The organism is Asticcacaulis solisilvae (assembly GCF_052327315.1).
GTDB lineage: Bacteria > Pseudomonadota > Alphaproteobacteria > Caulobacterales > Caulobacteraceae > Asticcacaulis > Asticcacaulis solisilvae_B.
Window position 1 is genome coordinate 3,738,831 of sequence record NZ_CP166196.1, and the last position, 18,893, is coordinate 3,757,723.

The following is an 18,893-nucleotide window of genomic DNA, read 5'->3' on the forward strand; positions in this document are numbered from 1 at the left end:
AAGCCGTGCGATGGCTTCACCCGGGCTGGCTCGGGGTGATGAGTCGTGCGTGATTTTGATCCGGCCTTGCCAATTGATCATATATGCGCAATATTGGTCAGGCCGGATCATTCTCGCCCTAAGCAGACCTCATGTTTTTGAAACGTCTCACGGTCAGCGCTGCCGCCCTGATGGCTGCCGCCGCCTGCACGCCCGCCCTGGCCGAGCGCGCCTCGACCGTTATCGCCTCACCCCGCCAGTCGTTCGACTTCGACCAGGACTGGGTGATGAAGACAGGCGACGATCCGGCCGCCAGCACCACGGGCTTTGACGACAAAGCCTGGACAGCCGTCACCCTGCCGCACGCCTTCAACGAGACCGAGGCCTTCGCACGCGACATCCACAAGCTGTCGACCGGTATCACCTGGTACCGCAAGCACTTCAGGCTGCCAGCCGATTTCAGGCCGGGCCACGCCTTCCTGGAATTCCAGGGCGTGCGCCAGGCCGCCGAAGTCTGGGTCAACGGCGTCGAAATCGGCCTCAGCGAAAATGGCGTCATGGCCTTCGGCTTCGACATCACCAACGCCTTGAAGCCCGGCGACAATGTCGTGGCGGTCCGCGTCGACAACGACTGGAAGTACAAGGAGCGCACCACCGGCAGCGCCTTCCAGTGGAGCGACATGAACTTCTACGCCAATTACGGCGGTATCAACAAACCCGTGCGCCTGCACCTGACCGGCGACCTCTACCAGACCCTGCCGCTCTATTCCAACCTCGGCACCACCGGGGCCTATATCTGGGCCGACGGTTTCGATGTGCCGGCGGGAGCCGCGACGATCCATGCCGAGACACAAACGCGCAATGACGGCACGGCGGCCCGCGACGTCGCCTACACGGTCGAGGTCCGCGATCTCGATGGCAAGACGGTGGCCAGTTTCGACGGTGGCACGGCGACGATCCAGTCCGGCGAAACGAAAACCCTGGTGGCCGAAAGGCGCCTGTCCGGCCTGCATTTCTGGAGCTGGGGCTACGGCTATCTTTATACGGTCACGACCGTGCTGAAGGACAAGGCCGGCCACGTCATCGACGCCGTCGATACCAGGACCGGCTTCCGCAAGACGGAATTCGCCGACGGCATGTTCAAACTGAACGATCGGGTTTTGCAGCTCAAAGGCTACGCCCAGCGTACGACCGACGAATGGCCGGCGGTCGGCATTTCGGTGCCGCCGTGGATCACGGACTTCTCGGACGGGCTGGTGACGGGATCGAACGGCAACCTGGTGCGCTGGATGCACGTCACGCCGTCGAAGCAGCAGATCGAATCGTCCGACCGCCTGGGCCTGATCACCAACATGCCTGCCGGCGACAGCGAAGGCGATCCTTCCGGCCGGCGCTGGACGCAGCGCGTCGAGCTGATGCGCGACGCCATCATCTATAACCGCAACGACCCGTCGATCGTTTTCTACGAGAGCGGCAACAAGGGCATCAGCCCGGCGCACATGGCCGACATGAAGGCCGTCCGCGATCAATATGATCCGCACGGCGGCCGCGCCATCGGTTCACGTGAGATGCTGGGCGCAGACTCGGTCGCCGAATACGGCGGCGAAATGCTCTATATCAACAAGAGCGCGACCAAGCCGTTATGGGCCCACGAATATTCGCGCGACGAAGCCGCCCGCGCTTATCAGGACGACTTTACGCCCCCCTTCCACAAGGATGCCCCCGACTATAACCGCAATGTCGAATCGATGGCGGTCGAGGACGTCAGGCGCTGGGACGACTATTACCGCGAACGGCCAGGATCAGGCACGCGCGTCAGCGCCGGCGGCGTCAAGATCGGCTTTACCGACTCGAACTCCCACTTCCGCGGCGACAACAATTACCGCCGGTCCGGCGTGATCGACGCCGTGCGCCTGCCCAAGGACCCGTGGTACGTCCACCAGGTCATGTGGGACGGCTGGGTCAATTCCGAGGTGCCGCGCACCCACATTATCGGCCACTGGACCTACGCCCCCGGCACGACCAAGACGATCTATGTCGCCTCGAACGGCGACCACGTCGAGCTGTTCGTCAACGGCAAGTCGCTGGGCCAGGGCCAGAGAAGCGACGGCTTCCTGTTCACCTTCCCGAACGTGGCCTTTACGCCGGGCGAGCTGAAAGCAGTCGCCACCTATGACGACGGCCGCACGTCGCAGGACGTCGCCACCACGGCCGGTGCGCCGGCGTCTATCCGCCTGACGCCGCATTACGGTCCGCGCGGGCTGATGGCCGACGGCGCCGACCTGATGCTGGTCGATGTCGAGGTCGTCGACGGCAAGGGCCAGCGCGTGCCTACCGCCTTCAATCCCGTTACCTTCAAGTTGAAGGGCGCTGCCCAGTGGAAGGGCGGCATCGCCCAGACCGAAGCCCCCGCCGATCCCGCCAAGAAGGACGCGGCCAACGGCGTTCTGGCCACGACCCTGCCGGTCGAGCTGGGCGTCAACCGCGTGCTGATCCGGTCGACCAACACCGCCGGCAAGGTTCATCTTGAAGCTTCCGCAGACGGCCTGAAAGGTGCAACGCTCGATACGGTCAGCAAGCCCGTCGCCGCCAAGGATGGACTGTCGAGTGTCTTTGCCGAGGACTATCAACCCTCGGACCTGTCGCGCGGCCCAACGCCTTCGACGCCGTCCTTCACCCAGTGGCGCCGCGCTGTGGACATCGCCTCGATCACCGCGGGCTCCAACGCCGATGCGGCGGCAAAGAGCCACGACGACAACGAAACCACTGCCTGGACCAGCGACGGCAAGCCGGAAACCGCCTGGATCGAATACACCTTCACCCATCCCGACACGCCCGAAGCCCTGTCGCTGAAGCTGACCGGCTGGCGCCTGCGCGCCTATCCGATCCGCGTCACGGTCGACGGCCAGGTGGTGTTTGAGGGCACCACGCCCAAGTCGCTGGGCTATGTCGACCTCGATCTCAAGCCGGTCACCGGCAAATCCTTACGCATCAGCCTTATGGGGAACACGGAGGACCGCGACGCCTTTGGCAAGATCGTCGAGCTCAAGGACAACAAGGAAGCGCAAAGCGTCGGCGCCGACAAGGTGCCCGCCGGCATGACGCTCAGCATTGTCGAAGCCGACATTTTAGCAAAGGCGCAGACAACGAAATAACTGATACGGTCCTTACCGATCCAACCGCAACCGGTGCTGCCGCTTTACGCGCGAAGGATTAGCGTCGCATTCAGGAATTAACCCTGGAGTGCGTGTCATGTTCGTCGAAAGCGGAGCTTCCCTGCTCAAGGCGCAGATTTCCGGTCTTCTCGTCGCGTTCGAGACCGGCGTGGAGGGTGGCGAGGAAATCGCCCTCGACATCATCGAAATGATTGCGCTGCGCATGCCGTCGCGCGACGACTATCAGGTCGGCGTGCTCGGTTTCTTCGTTCGCGCCAACCTGGTCGCCCTGCATCGCGAAGCCATCAGCTTCCCGGAAGCCGTTGGCCGTTTCCTGGCCGCGGCGCTGGCCGCACCGCTCGGCCACGTCGAGCTGACCGCCACCTTCGAAGCCGGGATAGGCGATCTTTTCCTTTAAGTTTGATGGTGCGCCCGCGCCCGTATCCGCGCCTCGATAAACTGGCGCAGTTCGGCCGGCGCCGCCTCATAGGCCAGCCGTTCCTCGGTGCGGGCGTGCTTGGCCGCAAGGCTTTCACCGGTGGCCGAGGCATAGACCTTGGTGAACTCGGCGCCCAGGAAGAATATCTGCGCCGAATAATAGACCCAGGTCAGGAGCGCGATCAGCGATCCCGCCGCCCCGTAGGTCGAGGCGAAGGCGCTGCGGCCAAGATAAAGCCCGATCAGGTACTTGCCGAGCGAGAAGAGCAACGCCGTGATGATCGCACCCACCCAGACATCGCTCCAGCGGATATCGACATCGGGCAATATCCTGAACGTCATGGCGAATAAAAGCGTGGTCACCACGATCGATACGACGAAGTTGGTCACCGGCAGGACAACATCCGGCAGATAGCCGTTGAACGCGGCCGTAAAGGCTTCGATTCCGGCCGACACCACCAGCGAGAACAGCAGCAACAGGCATATGCCGGCAATCAGGCCGAAGGACAGAAGCCGTTTCTTGACCACGTCGAACATGCCTGCGCGTTCGGTCGGCACCTTCCAGATGGTGTTGAGCGCCAGTTGCAGCTGGCCGAAGAAGCCCGAAGCCGAAAACAGCAGGGTCGCCACGCCGATCGCCGTCGCCAGGAGGCTTTTCGCCGGGCTGCGCGAATGCAGAAGGATGTCCTCGATGGCGCCCGCTCCCTGTTCGCCGATCAGCCGGCGCATCTGTCCGACCATGTAGCCCGACGTCGCGTCGTGTCCGAAAACGAGCCCGGCGACGGACATGATGATCAACAGAACCGGCCCGATCGACAGCACCGAATAGAAGGCCAGCGCCGCGCCGTGCAAGGGAATACGGTCGTCGTTCCACGCCTTGACCGTCCGCTTGCCGATCGACCACAGCCGGCCCAGGCCCGATGGTCCGTGATATTCAGAATGCGCGTTCATGGCACAGCCTCCGCCAACAGGGTGTGGCTATCACACGCCTTTCGGGGAAACGCGACACGGCGCGGCGGCGGTTTCGATAAGGGCGGAATAAAAATCCTGTTAACGTCTGGGCAACCGGGTCCATGTAGGTTAAGACCATCCCGCACAGTACAGGACGCGTATATGTCTCTCGTTGAAAAGCTTTTGATGCCCAAAAAGCTGCTGATCGCAGCCTATGTCATGATGGCAACGCTGTCGCTGGCGATTTGCGCAGAATATTTCCTGCATTTCGAGACCTTCCGCATCGTCAAGTCGGTCTTCTTCTACCTCATTCTCGACTATATCTGGACGTCCGTGCGCAAAGAGTGGTTCGGCCAGTAAAGCGCCCTTTCACATAACCGTGAAATATGCCATGACCGGTTGGCCGTGCGCCGGTGCGCGGCAGAACTCCGGGGTGATATATGACGTTTCCGCAGGCAATCCAAAGCTGTCTTAAAAACTATGCGAAATTCGAGGGCCGCGCGACGCGGTCGGAATATTGGTGGTTCTTTCTCTTCTACCTCCTGGCTTTGATCGTCCCTTCGTTCGTGGGCGCAATCCTTCAGTCCCAGATCGTTTCCGCCATACTGGGTCTGTTCATGCTCGTCGCCTTTTTCGGACTGATCCTGCCTTCGCTCGCCGTGTCGATCCGCCGTCTGCACGATACAAACCGCAGCGGCTGGTGGCTGCTGCTCGGCGCCCTGCCGCTTGGCGGCTTCGTCGTGCTGGTCTTTCACTGCCTCGAAAGCACGCCGGGCCCCAACAAGTACGGCCCCACAGACAACACCAAGGCGATCGCCGACGCCTTCTCCTGAGCCTGTCCTTTCAGGCGAGACCTGTGGCCGGCCGCGACGATCGTCGCGGCCGTTCGCATATCAGGCCGCGACCGAAGTCGTGCTGGCGGACGACGTCGCCGCCGTCGAAGTGCTGCTGCTCGTGCTGTTCGCGGTCGACGCATAGCTTTGCAGCGCGGTCAGCAATTGCTGCATCATGTCCGCCATGCTCTGCGTGCCGGTATCCGACGCACTGCTGTCGCTCGATGACGACGAGGACGAGTCGGTGGACGCCGTGGCGGACGGCGGCGGTCCAGGGGGCGGACCCGACGGGCGGTTGGCTTCCATCTTCTTGTCGAACGCCGTCTTCTCGTCGGCGCTGACCGTGCCGTCGCCGTTCGTGTCCATCTTGCTGAACATTTCGTCGGCCTTGGATGTGTCCGAAGTCGAAGAGGTCGACGACGTGCCGTCCGACTTCGACGAGGCGAAGCTTTCGAACTCGGTCTTGCTGATGCTGCCGTCGCCATTGCTGTCGATGTCGCTGAGGCTCGGCGGTCCGCCGGCCCCGCCACCGCCACCACCCGGCGGAGGCCCCATCTGTCCGCCGTTGCCGCCGCCCTGGGCCTGCAGCAGGCCGCCCATGGTGTCCGAAGACAGGGCGCTCTGGAAGAAGGACTGAAGCTGGGCGACGAGGTCGCTGGCCGACGTGTCGGTCGAGCTGGTGTCGGAGGCAGACGTGCTGCTGCCCGTTGTGCTGCCCGTTGTGCTGCTTGTCGAACTGGTGCTGGTGGTGCTGCTGGATCCGGTCGTCTGACCGGACTGGATCTGGCTGAACAGCCGCGCCAACTGCATCAGCGACGAACCGGCGCCCGAGCCGTTTACGCTGATAGTCATGATCATCTCCTGATCGTCCGCGGACACCCTTGTCCGCAAGATGAAAGAAGCGTTCCCACAATTAACAAAATCTTATTTTAAGGCATATTTCAAATCTGAAACATCGAAAACATAAATAAATCTCCGATCAATATTCAATTTATACTGAAAATTACAATAGCAAAACAAAAGAGGACATAAATGATCACGGGTAAAAATTGCCGGGCAAGCCTTTCCTACCAAGATTCGGCGCTTGCGGCCCCCGCACGATGTGCTACATCTTTCCGCGCCCTGATCTTTTGTCCGCATATCTGCGAGATTGCCATGTCCTTGTTCCCCCGGATTGTCCTTTCGGCCGTGCTTCTCGCCGGCGTTGCCACGACGGCATCGGCCCAGCCCATGCCGCGGGGCGGGCCCGAAGACATCCAGATGGACGGCCACGGCCTTCAGGTCTTCTTCTCGCCGTCCGGGCAACCGTTTCGCGCCAAGCCGGGCGAGCCCTACCCCGTCGCCGCCTGGTTTGCCCAGGCCGACAAGGACCATGACGGCAAACTCAGCCGCGATGAGTTCACGAACGACGCGGTGAACTTCTTCCGTATGCTCGACCGCAATCGCGACAACTATATTTCCAGCCCGGAAAATACCTTCTACGAGACCGAGGTGGCGCCGGAAATCACGCGCGTCGATCCACGCATCGACCAGCCGACGAATTTCCACAACGACGACACCGACGACAGCGTTGACAAGGATCCGACACTCGGCCGGTACCAGAAGTCGATCCAGGGGGCGTCGCAATACGGCCTGATAGACGAGCCGCAGCCCATCCGCGGCGCAGACGCCAACTACGATTTCCGCATCTCGATGGACGAATGGGTCAACGCCACGGCCCAGCGCTTCAACGTGCTCGATGTCAATGGCGACGGCTTCATAACCCTGGACGAACTGCCCAAGACCCCGGCGCAGAGGGCGCTGGAATCCCCGAAAAAGGGCCCGGGCGCCAAGAAGAAACGTTTCGGCTGGTAGTTTCACAGAGGTCGATTTTTGCGCCCGCCCTGCCACGGGCGCAAAATTTTCCCGATCTTTGCGCAAAACTCCCGAAATCAGCCCTGCGGCGGGGATTGTCCTCGCCTCGCTTTTATAAATATGTTACGCGCGCGGTTTCGGTTTTTTCGGAAGAGCGAAGTACAGGCGTGTTCAGGAAAACGCACAAGCTGGGACTATTCGGTCTGGGCGCCTTCGGGCGGCTCATAGTCAAGCATCTCGCCCCCTATTTCGAGATCTATGCTTACGATCCCAGCCCCGAGGCGCGCGCCTACGCCAAGCGTCACAACGTCACCCTGACGACGCTGGAAGAGACGGCCGCCTGCCGCATCGTTGTCCTGGCGACGCCCGTCCGGACACTGAAGGCGCTGGCCGAAAGCATAGCTCCCTACCTGCATCCGCGCGCCCTTGTCATCGACGTCGGCTCGGTGAAGATGAAGCCGGCTCAGTGGCTGCTCGACGCCCTGCCGAAGAGCGTCTACATCCTGTGCACCCATCCCCTGTTCGGGCCGCAATCCGCGCGCAAGGGCATCCACGACCTGGAAATCGTCGTCTGCCCGGTGCGCATCCGCCGCATCGGCCCGATCCTGCGCTTCTTCCGCGACACCCTGGACCTCAAGGTTTCGCTGGCCACGCCTGAGCAGCACGACCATGCCCTGGCGGCCGTGCAGGGCCTGACCCACCTGATCGCCAAGGTGCTGAGCGGTCTCGAACCCCTGCCGCGCGTCCACACCACGCGCTCCTATGACCTGATGATGCAGGGCGTGGGCCTGGTGCAGGGCGATTCCGACGAACTCTTCCTGTCGATCGAACGCGACAATCCTTTTGCCGCCGAAATACGGAAGCGCTTCTTCCACGAGATCGACACCTTGCGCAGCCGGCTGGAAGCGCACGACCACACGGGTAAATGATCCTCCGGGATGGCGCGTCCATCCCGGCAAGCGCGCCGCAATACTGAGCAGGATCGGGCGCCTGAGCGGCGAAAGCCTCGCCTTCATTACAAAGATTTCATGATACAAACGGTTACATGTGTATCATGGTGCCCTTAAAGGCGAAGGGGCAGCAACCGTCTCCCCGTGCCCGTAACATGCGAGAGACATTATAATGCGCACGCTTCGCACCCTTTTTCTGACCACCGCAATCCTTCTTCCGCTTTCGGCGCCGGTCTTCGCCGAGGTCACAAGCCATGACGTGCCCACGGCCCCGCGCGAACACAGCCTGCTGGCCGAGACGGCCGCGGCGCCGTCCGACGCTGACACCATGGCGAACCTGGCGAAATCCTACGGCACCTGGGGCTTCGACGTGTCCGGCATGGACCCCGCCGTCAAGCCGGGCGACGACTTCTTCAACTACGCCAACGGCAAGGCCCTGGCCGCCATGAAAATCCCCGGCGACCAGCCCGGCTACGGCAGCTTCAACAAGCTGGCCGATCTTTCGGAATTGCAACTCAAGGCGCTGGTCACCGGCCTGGCGGCGAAGAAGGGCTTGACCGGCGACGACCAGAAAATCGCCGATCTCTACAAGTCGATGATGGACGTGAAGGCGCGCGACAAGCTCGACATCGCGCCGCTGAAGCCCGAACTGGCCAAGGTCGCTGCCATCAAGACCAAGGCGGACCTGGCGCGCTTCATGGGCTGGACGTCGAACGGTTTCGGCTCGGCGGTCTTCGGCCTCAGCGTCGGCGACGACGCCAAGAAGCCGGGCTACTGGGCACTCCAGGTCGGCCAGGCCGGCCTCGGCCTGCCCGACCGCGACTATTACCTGGTCGATACCTATGCCGACAAGAAGAAGGCCTACCAGGCCTACATCGCCGACCTGTTCAAGATCGCCGGCTATCCGAACGCCGAGGCCAACGCCCAGGCCATCGTCGACTTCGAAACCGAGATCGCCAAGGTCAGCTGGAACCGCATCGACCGCCGCGACGACACCAAGACCTATAATCCGATGGCCCTGGGCGAACTGCCGGCCTACGCGCCCGGCTTCGACTGGGCGGCCTTCTTCCAGGGCGCCGGCGTCAGCCAGGCCAGCAAGGTCGTGGTCGCCGAAAATACCGCCTTCCCCAAGATCGCCAAGATCTTCGCCGATACGCCGCTCGAAACGCTGAAGGCCTGGGAAGCCTTCCACGTCATCGACCAGGCTTCGCCCTACCTGTCGCAGCGCGTCTACGACCGCCGCTTCAGCTTCCGCTCCAAGGCGCTTTACGGCATCGAGGAACAGCGCCCCATGTGGAAGCGCGCCGTCGGCCTGACCGACGACAAGCTGGGCGAAGCGCTCGGCCGCGCCTATGTCCGCGACTATTTCCCACCGGCGTCCAAGGTCAAGATGAACGCCCTGGTCCACGACCTGCTGACCGCCATGAAGGCGCGCCTCGAAAACGTGACCTGGATGAGTGCGCCGACCAAGGCCAAGGCCCTGGAAAAGCTGGCCGCCTTCGGCGTCAAGATCGGCTATCCCAACAAGTGGCGCGACTATTCCAAGCTGACCATAAAGGCCGGCGACCTGTACGGCAATGTCGAGCGCTCGTCGGCCTTCGACTGGGCCTACCAGGTGTCGCATATCGACCGTCCGATCGATCCCGACGACTGGGGCATGACGCCGCAGACGGTCAACGCCTACTACTCGCCGACGCGTAACGAGATCGTCTTTCCCGCCGCCATCCTGCAGCCGCCCTTCTTCGATCCCAAGGCCGACATGGCCGTCAACTATGGCAGCATCGGCGCTGTCATCGGCCACGAAATCACCCACGGCTTCGACGACCAGGGCCGCCATTACGACGCCAAGGGCGCGCTCAACGACTGGTGGGCGCCCGAGGATTCGGCAAAGTTCGAAGCCCAGACCAAGGCGCTGGGCGCGCAGTACGACGCCTACGAAGTCGCCCCTGGCGTCCACGTCCAGGGCGGCCTGACCATGGGCGAAAACATCGCCGACCTCGGCGGCCTGCTGGTGGCGCTCGACGCCTACCACCTGTCGCTGAACGGCAAGGATGCGCCAGTGCTCGACGGTTTCACCGGCGACCAGCGCGTCTTCCTCGGCTTCGCGCAGGTCTGGCAATCCAAGTACCAGCTGGACTTCCAGAAGTTCCTGGTGACGTCCGACCCGCACTCGCCGGACATGTACCGCGCCATCGGCGCCCCGCGCAACGTCGATGCCTGGTACAAGGCCTTCAACGTCACCGACGGCAAGTACTACGTCAAACCCGAAGACCGCGTCCGCATCTGGTAAGGGGGCAAGCCCCCTCAACCCGGACCCGCTACAGCGCGCGCTGAAAGGACAGCGCTCACTCGTCTCCTCCCCATCGTTAGATGGGGAGGGGGACCGCGAAGCGGTGGAGGGGGCGTAGCCACCCGAAGGGTGGCGAGCTAATGGAAGAAGACCTCTCCAGCCACCAGCCCGGAGAGGTTTTTATTTGCTCCCTCACCAAATGAGACTGGCGCAATCCATTACATCCGGTACTCATCGCAACCCGAGATCCAAACGGATATAGACGACAAATGAGCTCAGCGCCGATCAGTACCCTTTTCACCCTGCCTGAGGGCTGGCGCCTTGCGCGCGAAGACGCGCAGGCTGCCCTGTACGGCAATGCCGCCGGCGATATCCTGTCGATCAACTTTTTCGACATGATGCCGGATATAGACGCCGCGCTTGACGATGTTGACGGACTGCGCCGCACCTATCGGCGCGCGACGATAGAAAACGACCTGGCCCTGATCGAGACCGAGACGGCCCAGGTCGACGGTCTTCCGGCCGTCCGCACCTTGTTCAAGGGCCGCATGGATCCACGCGGCTTCGTTTTCATGGGCGCCTATACCCTGCCTTTCGCTGCGTCGTCCTACGTCGTCAGGGTTCAAAGCGAAGAACGCGGAACCACCGGCATGCGGGAAACCATGGTGTTTATGATGGCTGGATTGCGAGACTCCGATCCTGTGACCCGAAAGATTATCGGCTGGGAACAGGATCCTTATGAGCCCGGCAGGACCGATGCCTTTATGCGCAATCTCGCCGATGACGCGAAACATGATGCGATGATTCCCGACCATCCGCTGACCAAGGTCCGGACGTACCTGGCTGAAATCGAGGCGTCGATGCGGGTGGCGCCGATTGTCCGCGCGCTTCCGCCCTTCCACTATCCGTAACGCATCGCCCTAAATCCAATCCCCCGTAATCGCCATCGCGCTGATAAAGCTCACGAAAAAGGCGACATAAAGGTTGGCGACGACCAAAGCCGCCGACGCAGCCCGATATCCTTTGTTACAGATAACCACCGTCAGGCCGATGCCGGCGTAAGGCACCAGCGCATATGCGGCGGCATTGCCGACGGCTTCCGGCAAGTGCCCGTTAAAAAACGTCCCGTACAGACCGATGGCTATCGCGATCCCGAACCAATAGAGCGCGTAACCCATCAGGATCCGGCGCCATACCCCGGCCTTTCCCATCGCCAGCGGCAGCAGGAAAAGCGCCAGGAAGACGCATATGAATACCGGAAGGTTGCGCAATACCCCGGGAAGAGGCCCGAGAAACCCTTGCTCGCATAGGCTGTTCAGCCCGCCGAAAAATTTGCCGATGGACGGCGCCGGATCATCGCCCACAACAGCCTACTTCGGCTGGATATTGGCCGGGTCCATGGCGTGACGAATGCGGCCTTCGTAGCGCGAGCCGTCGGTCGGCTGATAATGCAGCAGTTTCGGCAGGTCGTTGGCCGCCAGTTCGGCTTCACGCGTCATCTCGGCGCGGGACTTGCCCTGGAAATGACCGTGCGCGGCAACCGCCAAAGGCACCACTGCCAGGACAACCAGACTCATCGCAAAACGCTTTACCCACTTCGTCGCGGCCATGGCCGTATTCCTTCTGAATAGCCCTGTTTCGGGACCAAAGGGGTGAAGGCGTCGGATTACCGCCCTCACCCCCGGCTTGGTCCCCCCAAGTCCCCCACGATCCGATAAAAACCGGCCCGTGCCGTGATCGACGCTTCACCATCGGGGCTATTGATGATATGAACGTCGTTCACGAATTGATGGATACGGTATTTTTGAACGTCGTTCAAGAAATATTTTGAACAAAGTTCAATTTTTTTATGAGTACCCTATGGAACCCCTACAAAACAAGGCGCCACATAAGGCGTCGACGCGCACGCAAGACCGCCGCCAGGCGCAACTGGAAGCCCTGATCGCCGCCGCCGAAAAGCGAATCTGCGACAACGGCCTGCTGAGCCTGAAGGCGCGCGACCTGGCGGCCGACATCGGCATCGCCTTGGGCGGCCTGTACAATATCGTCGACGATATGGATGCGCTCCTGCTGCTGGTCAGTTCGCGCACTCTCAATCGCCTGGGCGATTCGGCGGCGGAACGCACCGGCCACCTGCCCATGGCGACGCGCGAGGAGGCGATCGAGCGCCTGGTGGCGGTCGCCCACACCTATCTCGACTTCGCGCGCAAGAATCTGCCCTTGTGGCGCATGGTGTTCGAGCTACGCGTCGATTCCCCCTTGCCCGACTGGGCGGCGCAGGACCAGCTCAGGCTGTTCCGGCACATCGCCGAACCGTTGAAGGTCATCATGCCCAATCTCGACACCATCGCGCTGACAGTGCGGGCGCGCACCCTGTTCGCCGCGGTCCACGGCATCATCAGCATCGGGCTGGAGGAGCGGCTGATCGCCGTGCCGGCGCAGAAGCTGGCCGACGAGATCGCCTGGCTGACCCGCGCGGCGTGTAGATAAGCCGTTATAGCGAACGACGGAAAGATTGTATCCGACTGTTAAATCATTGTGATTATAAACGCTTTCGTGACTTGCGGCTAAATTGCCGCACGGACTAGACAGCGCGGCCAAAGGGACCGAAACTCGGTCCGCTCCCGCAAAACGGGTGACGAGAGGGACAAGACGATAGTGACGAAGGCAGGTCCGGTGCGCGGCCAGCGCGGTTTGCTGCGGCAGATCCGCGAAATCATGGAGGACGATCAGTCCGCCCAGTCGCGGCTCGACGCCGTCGTGCGCATCATCGCGTCGTCGATGGTCGCCGAAGTGTGCTCGATCTACCTGCGCCGTACCTCCGAGGAACTGGAACTGTTCGCCACCGAAGGCCTGAACCGCGACGCCGTCCACAAGACGCGCATGCGGCTGTCCGAAGGTCTGGTCGGTGAAGTCGCCCGTGCCGGCGCCCCGCTGAACCTGATGGACGCCCCGGCGCACCCCAGCTTCTCCTACCGCCCGGAAACAGGCGAAGATCCCTACCGCTCCTTCCTCGGCGTGCCGCTCCTGCGCGGCGGCCGCACCATCGGCGTCCTGGTCGTGCAGAACATGGCCGCCCGCCGTTACGAGGAAGAAGAGGTCGAGGACCTCCAGATCATCGCCATGGTGCTGGCCGAGATCGTCACCGCCGGCGACCTGGTGGGGATCGAGGAACTCAAGGACATCGAACTGTCCCCCAGCCGGCCCGAGCGCATCAAGGGCTCGATCTTCGCCGACGGCCTGGCGCTCGGCACGGTCGTGCTGCACGAAGTGCCGGTGACGCCCGAACACCTGCTGACCGACGACCCCGTCGCCGAAGAGGCGCGGCTGCTCGACGCCATCTCTGCCTTACGCGAACAGATCGACGCCATGTTCGAAGGCCAGCACGGCCTGGCGGGCCCGACCTTCGACGTGCTCGAAACCTACCGCATGTTCGCCCACGACCGTGGGTGGACGCGCAACCTGGTCGAGGCCGTGCGCAACGGCCTGACCGCGGAAGCCGCCGTCGAACGCGTGCGCAACGAACAGCGCGCCCGGCTCAACAGCGCGCGTGACGCCTATATGCGCGAGCGCCTGCACGATCTCGAAGACCTGGCCAACCGCCTGCTGCGCGTCCTGGCCGGCAAGAACACGGTGGCGCGCGAGATTCCCCACGACGCCATCCTGGTGGCGCGCGACCTCGGTCCCGCCGACCTGCTGGAATACGACCGCACGCGCCTGAAAGGCATCCTGCTCGAAGAAGGCTCGTCGTCGAATCACGCCGCCATCGTCGCGCGCGCGCTTCAGATTCCCTGCGTCGGCCGCCTGCAGACCCTGCGCGACAAGGTCAACCAGGGCGACCCCGTCATCGTCGACGGCGAAACCGGCGAAGCCTACCTGCGCCCCCGCCCCGACATCATCGGCGCGGCCATGGCACGCATCGACGTCCGCGCCCAGCGCAAGGCCGAGTTCGGCCGCATCAAGGACGTGCCCGCCGTCACCAAGGACGGCCAGCGCGTCACGCTTCTGATGAACGCGGGTCTCGAATTCGATATCGAGATCATGAACGAGACGGGCGCCGAGGGCATAGGCCTGTTCCGCACCGAATTCCAGTTCATGGTGTCCGAGGACCTGCCGCGCCTCAAGCGCCAGACCGACCTGTATGAGCGCATCATGGACGGTGCCGGCGACCGCCCGGTCACCTTCCGCACGCTCGATCTGGGCGGCGACAAGATCCTGCCGTACATGGAGATGGAGCGCGAGGAAAACCCCGCGCTCGGCTGGCGCGCCATCCGCATGGGCCTCGACCGGCCGGCGCTGCTGCGCATGCAGCTGCGCGCGCTTTTGACCGCCGCGCGCGGCCGCGAACTGCGCATCATGTTCCCCATGGTCGCCTCGATCGACGAATTCCGCACGGCGCGCGAAATGGTCGATATCGAATGCGCCTGGGCGCGCCGCCGCGGCCGCCCGCTGCCCGCCATCCTGCGCGTCGGCGCCATGATCGAATGCCCGTCGCTGCTGTTTCACCTCGACGCGCTTCTGCCACTGGTCGACTTCGCCAGCGTCGGCACCAACGACCTGACGCAGTACCTGTTCGCCGCCGACCGCACCAATCCGAAGATGAGCGACCGCTACGACCCGCTGTCGCCGCCGCTGCTGCGGGCCCTGTCGTCGATCCAGAAGGCCGCCGAGGAATCGGGCACCCCCGTTTCGATCTGCGGTGAAATCGCCGGACGGCCGCTCGAGGCCTTCGTGCTGATCGCGCTCGGCTTCAACCGGCTGTCCATGCCGCCCGCCGGCCTCGGCCAGGTCAAGCGCATGATCCTGTCGTGCGACCGCGACGCCGCGTCCAAGGCCGTCACCAAGCTGATGGGTTCGTCGAACGGGTCCTTGCGCAACGAAATCCTCAGCCTGGCGCGCAAGCTCAACGTCGATCTGTGATTTCCGATCCGCGCGCCTTTATCGAGGCCAACCTGCACGTCCGGCCCGCACCCGGCGTGCCGGAAATCCGCCTCTATGCCGCTCATCCGGCCAGCCGGCTGTCGCGCATAGCCGGCGATGTCTCTCCCTACTGGGCCTATGGCTGGGCGGGCGGGACCGTGCTGGCGCGCTATCTGCTCGATACCCCGCACATCGCCAAGGGCAAGCATGTACTCGATCTCGGCACCGGTTCGGGCATAGCCGCCATCGCGGCGGCCCTGACCGGCGCAGCCGAAATCCAGGCGATCGATATCGATCCCAATGCCATAGCCGCGACCCAGCTCAACGCCGAACTGAATGGCGTCGCGATCGCCACCCGGTGCGCCGATATCCTCGACGATCCGGCGCCCGGCGCCGATCTTATCCTGATCGGCGATGTCTTCTACGACGAAGCCGTCGCCCGGCGCGTCCTGCCGTTCGCACGCAGATGCCGGGACGCCGGTTGCGACGTGCTGATCGGCGATCCGGGCCGCAAGCCCTTGCCCGTCGACGCCTTGCAACGGATCGCCACCTTCCCCGTGCCCGATTTTGGCGACGTTGCCGGTAACCTTTTGAGCGACAGCGGCGTCTATCTACTAAAGTGACGCAACCCCCTTTACGCCGGGCATAAGACGCGGCACAAATCAGCGAAATTCCAGCCAACAGGTGACGTGTGCGTTTCAGGGGTTTCTTCCGATTTCTGCTGACGGCTCTGACGCTACTGACAGCTGCCGCCGGTGCTCACGCCCAGGACGGCCAGTCGGCGCACATCAAGGCCAAACTGGTCACCGCATCTGCGGCGGTTCCGGGCGGCGCGGACCTGTGGGCCGCAATCGATTACACCTCGGCACCCGGCTGGCACACCTACTGGGTCAATCCCGGCGATACGGGTCTGGCGCCCAAGGTCACCTGGGACCTGCCGGACGGCTTTTCGGCCGGCGACATCCAGTTCCCGATACCGAAGCTTCTGCCGACGCTCGGCCTGGTGAGCTATGGCTATGAGGGCCGCACCGTCCTGTTGGTCAAGCTGCACAATGGCGGCCATTTCGCCGCCGGCCAGCCCTTGCCGCTGAAAGCCCATATCGACTTCCTGGTCTGCGCCGATGTCTGCGTGCCGGAAGGCCTCGAGGTCGCCGCCACCATCGCCGCGGGCCCGGCCAGAGACGGCGACGGCAAGGCGACAATCGACAAGGCGATGAGCGCCCTGCCCAAGCCCCTGACCGTCCCCGCGACCATCAGTGTCGCCAGTGGCGTGGCGCAACTCGGCTTCAGGCTGCCCGGCCGCGCCGACGGCGCCTACTTTTTCCCGGCCGACACCAATGTGCTGAAGCCTGCCGCCGCGCAGGCGCTCGACCTCGGTGCGGCCGGCTTTACGCTCCGCACCGAAACCGTAAAGCCCGATATCGCGGCCAAGCCGATCAGCGGCATCCTCAAGCTGGCCGACGGCACGGCTTACGCCATCCAGCTGGCGGTGGCGCCGCTGGCGCCCGATGTCCACGGCCTCGGCTCGGCGCCGGCGGGCAGCACCGACACTTCGCCGCTCGGTATCGCGCTGGCCATGGGCCTGGCCTTTGTCGGCGGCCTGATCCTCAACCTGATGCCCTGCGTCTTCCCCGTGCTGTCGATGAAGCTGCTCAGCCTGACGCGCGCCGGCCACGACACCAGGCTGGCCCAGGCCGAGGCCCTGCTCTATGGCGCGGGCGCGATCCTCAGCTTCGTCGCATTGGCCGTGGCGCTCGACCTGGCGCACCGCGCCGGGGCATCGCTGGGCTGGGGATTCCAGCTGCAGTCGCCCTTCGTCGTGGCCGCCCTGGCCATCGTCATGCTGCTGGTGGCGCTCAACATGTCGGGCGTGTTCGAGATCGGCGCGTCGCTGCAAGGCGTCGGCTCAGGGCAGATCGACGCCCGCCGCCCCCTGCTCGGCGCATTTCTTACCGGCGTGCTGGCCGTCGTCGTGGCCGCACCATGCACCGCGCCCTTCATGGCCACCGCCATCGGCGTCGCCCTGGCCCAGGGCGGCATCGCCAACTTCGCCATCTTCTTCGCGCTGGGCCTGGGCTTCGCCCTGCCCTTCGTGGCCCTGACCTTCGCCATCACCCTGGTCCCGGCCGTCGCCAACGCCCTGCCCCGGCCCGGCACCTGGATGAACACGCTGAAGCTTGTCCTGTCGCTTCTGATGTACGCCGCCGCCCTGTGGCTGGTCTGGGTCTTCGCGCAACAGGTCCAGGTGATGGGCGTGGCCGTGCTGGTCATCGCGCTGATCGCCGTCACCATGGCCGTCGCGCCGTTGAAAGCCTTACCCCGCCCGATCAAGGCCGGATTCCTGGCAGTCGGTGTCGTGTTGGGTTTCGCTTCGGCCGCCCTGCCGCGCGCCACCAGTTCGGCCGCACCCGCCACCGCGGTGCCGTCGCAGGCCTTCCATGTCGCGACCCTGGCCGAGCTGCGCAGCCAGGGTAAGCCCGTTTTTGTCGATCTGACCGCCGCCTGGTGCGTCACCTGCAAGGTCAATGAGCGTCTGGTCCTGTCGGGAAAGGGCTTCGGCGACGCGGTGAAATCGACCGGCACGGTCTATATGGTCGGCGACTGGACCAACCAGGATGCCGAAATCTCGCACTACCTGACGCTCTATGGCCGGTCGGGCGTGCCGCTCTACGTCTATTACGGTGCGCACAACGCAGAACCCAAGGTCCTGCCGCAGATGCTGAACAGCGACGCCGTCGTCAAGCTGTTGACGGACGGGGCGAAATAACTACGCGCCTTTTCCAAATTCGATCACGCAGTCGAGGCCGGAATCCGTCGTCGCCGGCGTCACGATAACGTCGACATTGTCGGACAGCAGGTCCGACATGTTGTGAAAGGCCGTACCGAGGTCGGCATCGGTCCTGGCGGCTTCGATCGCCGTCATCTTGATCTCAAGATCGCGCGACACGCCCATCAGGATACACTTCAGGTCGTTGTCCGTACCGCGATCGCGCAAAGTATAGTGGCCCTTCAGGTCGCCGGCCGACAGGGCGCGGATATCGCGGGCATAGGCCGCAAACTTCGCGGTCTGCCGCACAGCCAGAGCCGGATGCGCGGAGAACCGGTCGGTTTCCGTTTTCAGCGTCCTGGCGCTTCTGACCAGCCCGGCAAAGGACGGCTCACGCGATATGACACTGGCAGCGGGTTCCGCCGCCGTCGCGCCATAAGGCAGGACAGCCATAAGGACAGCCAGAATCGCCGCATGCCGCATCGTGCGCTCCCTTGGAAAAGAAGCACAGCATGCAAGTTCGCGGCCAACAAAGCGTTAACCGCGCTCTTATGACGACCTTACAATGTGAAATGGATCAGGCTCAGTAGTGGGCCTGGTTCATTTGGGTGCTCGTTCGGCACTCGATACCGCCGGAGCAGCCATGATTGTCGGTAGCCATCACCAGGAAGGCGGCTCCACCAACGACAACGACAGCCCCGATCAACGCGATTACGAAATGAGAGAAACTCTCTGCAGCATGTGACTTGCTCATGT

At 63.4% G+C, this 18,893-nt stretch carries 17 protein-coding genes; 12 read left to right on the top strand and 5 right to left on the bottom strand.

The features are described from left to right. Window positions 1–131 precede the first annotated feature (131 nt). Window positions 132–3,134, top strand: a complete 3,003-nt coding sequence (locus AB8717_RS17570) for a glycoside hydrolase family 2 protein (protein WP_443748612.1) — start codon at window positions 132–134, stop codon at window positions 3,132–3,134. A gap of 97 nt (window positions 3,135–3,231) precedes the next feature. After that, complete coding sequence (locus AB8717_RS17575) at window positions 3,232–3,552, top strand: hypothetical protein (RefSeq protein WP_443748613.1); 321 nt, start codon at window positions 3,232–3,234, stop codon at window positions 3,550–3,552. On the opposite strand, the gene AB8717_RS17580 is transcribed toward AB8717_RS17575, so the two are convergent. Further along, window positions 3,549–4,523 carry a YihY/virulence factor BrkB family protein gene (locus tag AB8717_RS17580; protein ID WP_443748614.1) on the bottom strand — a complete coding sequence of 325 codons (975 nt, stop codon included), beginning with the start codon at window positions 4,521–4,523 and terminating at the stop codon, window positions 3,549–3,551. The genes AB8717_RS17575 and AB8717_RS17580 overlap by 4 nt on opposite strands. A gap of 162 nt (window positions 4,524–4,685) precedes the next feature. On the opposite strand from AB8717_RS17580, the gene AB8717_RS17585 reads away from it, so the two are divergent. Together AB8717_RS17585 and AB8717_RS17590 are read left to right on the top strand one after the other, a co-directional pair. Beyond that, the gene (locus tag AB8717_RS17585; protein ID WP_443748615.1) at window positions 4,686–4,883 is read left to right on the top strand and encodes a hypothetical protein; all 198 of its coding nucleotides are present in this window, start codon (window positions 4,686–4,688) and stop codon (window positions 4,881–4,883) included. Between the two features lie 80 nt (window positions 4,884–4,963). Next, window positions 4,964–5,356, top strand: coding sequence for a DUF805 domain-containing protein (locus AB8717_RS17590; RefSeq protein ID WP_443748616.1), 393 nt, complete (start codon window positions 4,964–4,966; stop codon window positions 5,354–5,356). A 60-nt stretch (window positions 5,357–5,416) separates the two neighbouring features. Here AB8717_RS17590 and AB8717_RS17595 read toward each other — a convergent pair whose 3' ends face one another. After that, window positions 5,417–6,208, bottom strand: coding sequence for an EF-hand domain-containing protein (locus AB8717_RS17595; RefSeq protein WP_443748617.1), 792 nt, complete (start codon window positions 6,206–6,208; stop codon window positions 5,417–5,419). Between the two features lie 303 nt (window positions 6,209–6,511). Here AB8717_RS17595 and AB8717_RS17600 point away from each other — a divergent pair, with 303 nt between their 5' ends. The 4 genes from AB8717_RS17600 (at window position 6,512) to AB8717_RS17615 (ending at window position 11,361) form a co-directional block, all read left to right on the top strand. Then, on the top strand, window positions 6,512–7,210 hold the full coding sequence (locus tag AB8717_RS17600; protein ID WP_443748618.1) for a hypothetical protein: 699 nt from the start codon (window positions 6,512–6,514) through the stop codon (window positions 7,208–7,210). Between the two features lie 167 nt (window positions 7,211–7,377). Then, window positions 7,378–8,139 carry a prephenate dehydrogenase/arogenate dehydrogenase family protein gene (locus AB8717_RS17605; RefSeq protein WP_443748619.1) on the top strand — a complete coding sequence of 254 codons (762 nt, stop codon included), beginning with the start codon at window positions 7,378–7,380 and terminating at the stop codon, window positions 8,137–8,139. Window positions 8,140–8,332: 193 nt separating this feature from the next. After that, entirely contained in the window at window positions 8,333–10,450 is a 2,118-nt protein-coding gene (locus AB8717_RS17610) for a M13 family metallopeptidase (RefSeq protein WP_443748620.1), read from the top strand. A gap of 269 nt (window positions 10,451–10,719) precedes the next feature. Continuing rightward, window positions 10,720–11,361, top strand: coding sequence for a hypothetical protein (locus tag AB8717_RS17615; protein ID WP_443748621.1), 642 nt, complete (start codon window positions 10,720–10,722; stop codon window positions 11,359–11,361). A 9-nt stretch (window positions 11,362–11,370) separates the two neighbouring features. Here AB8717_RS17615 and AB8717_RS17620 read toward each other — a convergent pair whose 3' ends face one another. After that, window positions 11,371–11,814 (bottom strand): hypothetical protein, encoded by a 444-nt coding sequence (locus tag AB8717_RS17620; protein ID WP_443748622.1) that lies wholly within the window; start codon window positions 11,812–11,814, stop codon window positions 11,371–11,373. Window positions 11,815–11,820: 6 nt separating this feature from the next. Further along, on the bottom strand, window positions 11,821–12,060 hold the full coding sequence (locus AB8717_RS17625; RefSeq protein ID WP_443748623.1) for a hypothetical protein: 240 nt from the start codon (window positions 12,058–12,060) through the stop codon (window positions 11,821–11,823). 250 nt (window positions 12,061–12,310) lie between these two features. Between AB8717_RS17625 and AB8717_RS17630 the strand changes: the two genes are divergently transcribed. From AB8717_RS17630 to AB8717_RS17645, 4 genes are all read left to right on the top strand, one after another. Then, window positions 12,311–12,940 (top strand): TetR/AcrR family transcriptional regulator, encoded by a 630-nt coding sequence (locus tag AB8717_RS17630; protein ID WP_443748624.1) that lies wholly within the window; start codon window positions 12,311–12,313, stop codon window positions 12,938–12,940. A 228-nt stretch (window positions 12,941–13,168) separates the two neighbouring features. Beyond that, window positions 13,169–15,370, top strand: a complete 2,202-nt coding sequence (gene ptsP, locus AB8717_RS17635) for a phosphoenolpyruvate--protein phosphotransferase (RefSeq protein WP_443750917.1) — start codon at window positions 13,169–13,171, stop codon at window positions 15,368–15,370. Continuing rightward, window positions 15,367–15,993 (top strand): class I SAM-dependent methyltransferase, encoded by a 627-nt coding sequence (locus AB8717_RS17640; protein ID WP_443748625.1) that lies wholly within the window; start codon window positions 15,367–15,369, stop codon window positions 15,991–15,993. The genes ptsP and AB8717_RS17640 overlap by 4 nt, the downstream gene beginning before the upstream one ends. Window positions 15,994–16,061: 68 nt before the next feature. Beyond that, window positions 16,062–18,137, top strand: coding sequence for a protein-disulfide reductase DsbD family protein (locus AB8717_RS17645; RefSeq protein ID WP_443748626.1), 2,076 nt, complete (start codon window positions 16,062–16,064; stop codon window positions 18,135–18,137). On the opposite strand, the gene AB8717_RS17650 is transcribed toward AB8717_RS17645, so the two are convergent. Continuing rightward, the gene (locus AB8717_RS17650) at window positions 18,138–18,590 is read right to left on the bottom strand and encodes a hypothetical protein (protein ID WP_443748627.1); all 453 of its coding nucleotides are present in this window, start codon (window positions 18,588–18,590) and stop codon (window positions 18,138–18,140) included. Window positions 18,591–18,893: the final 303 nt, after the last annotated feature.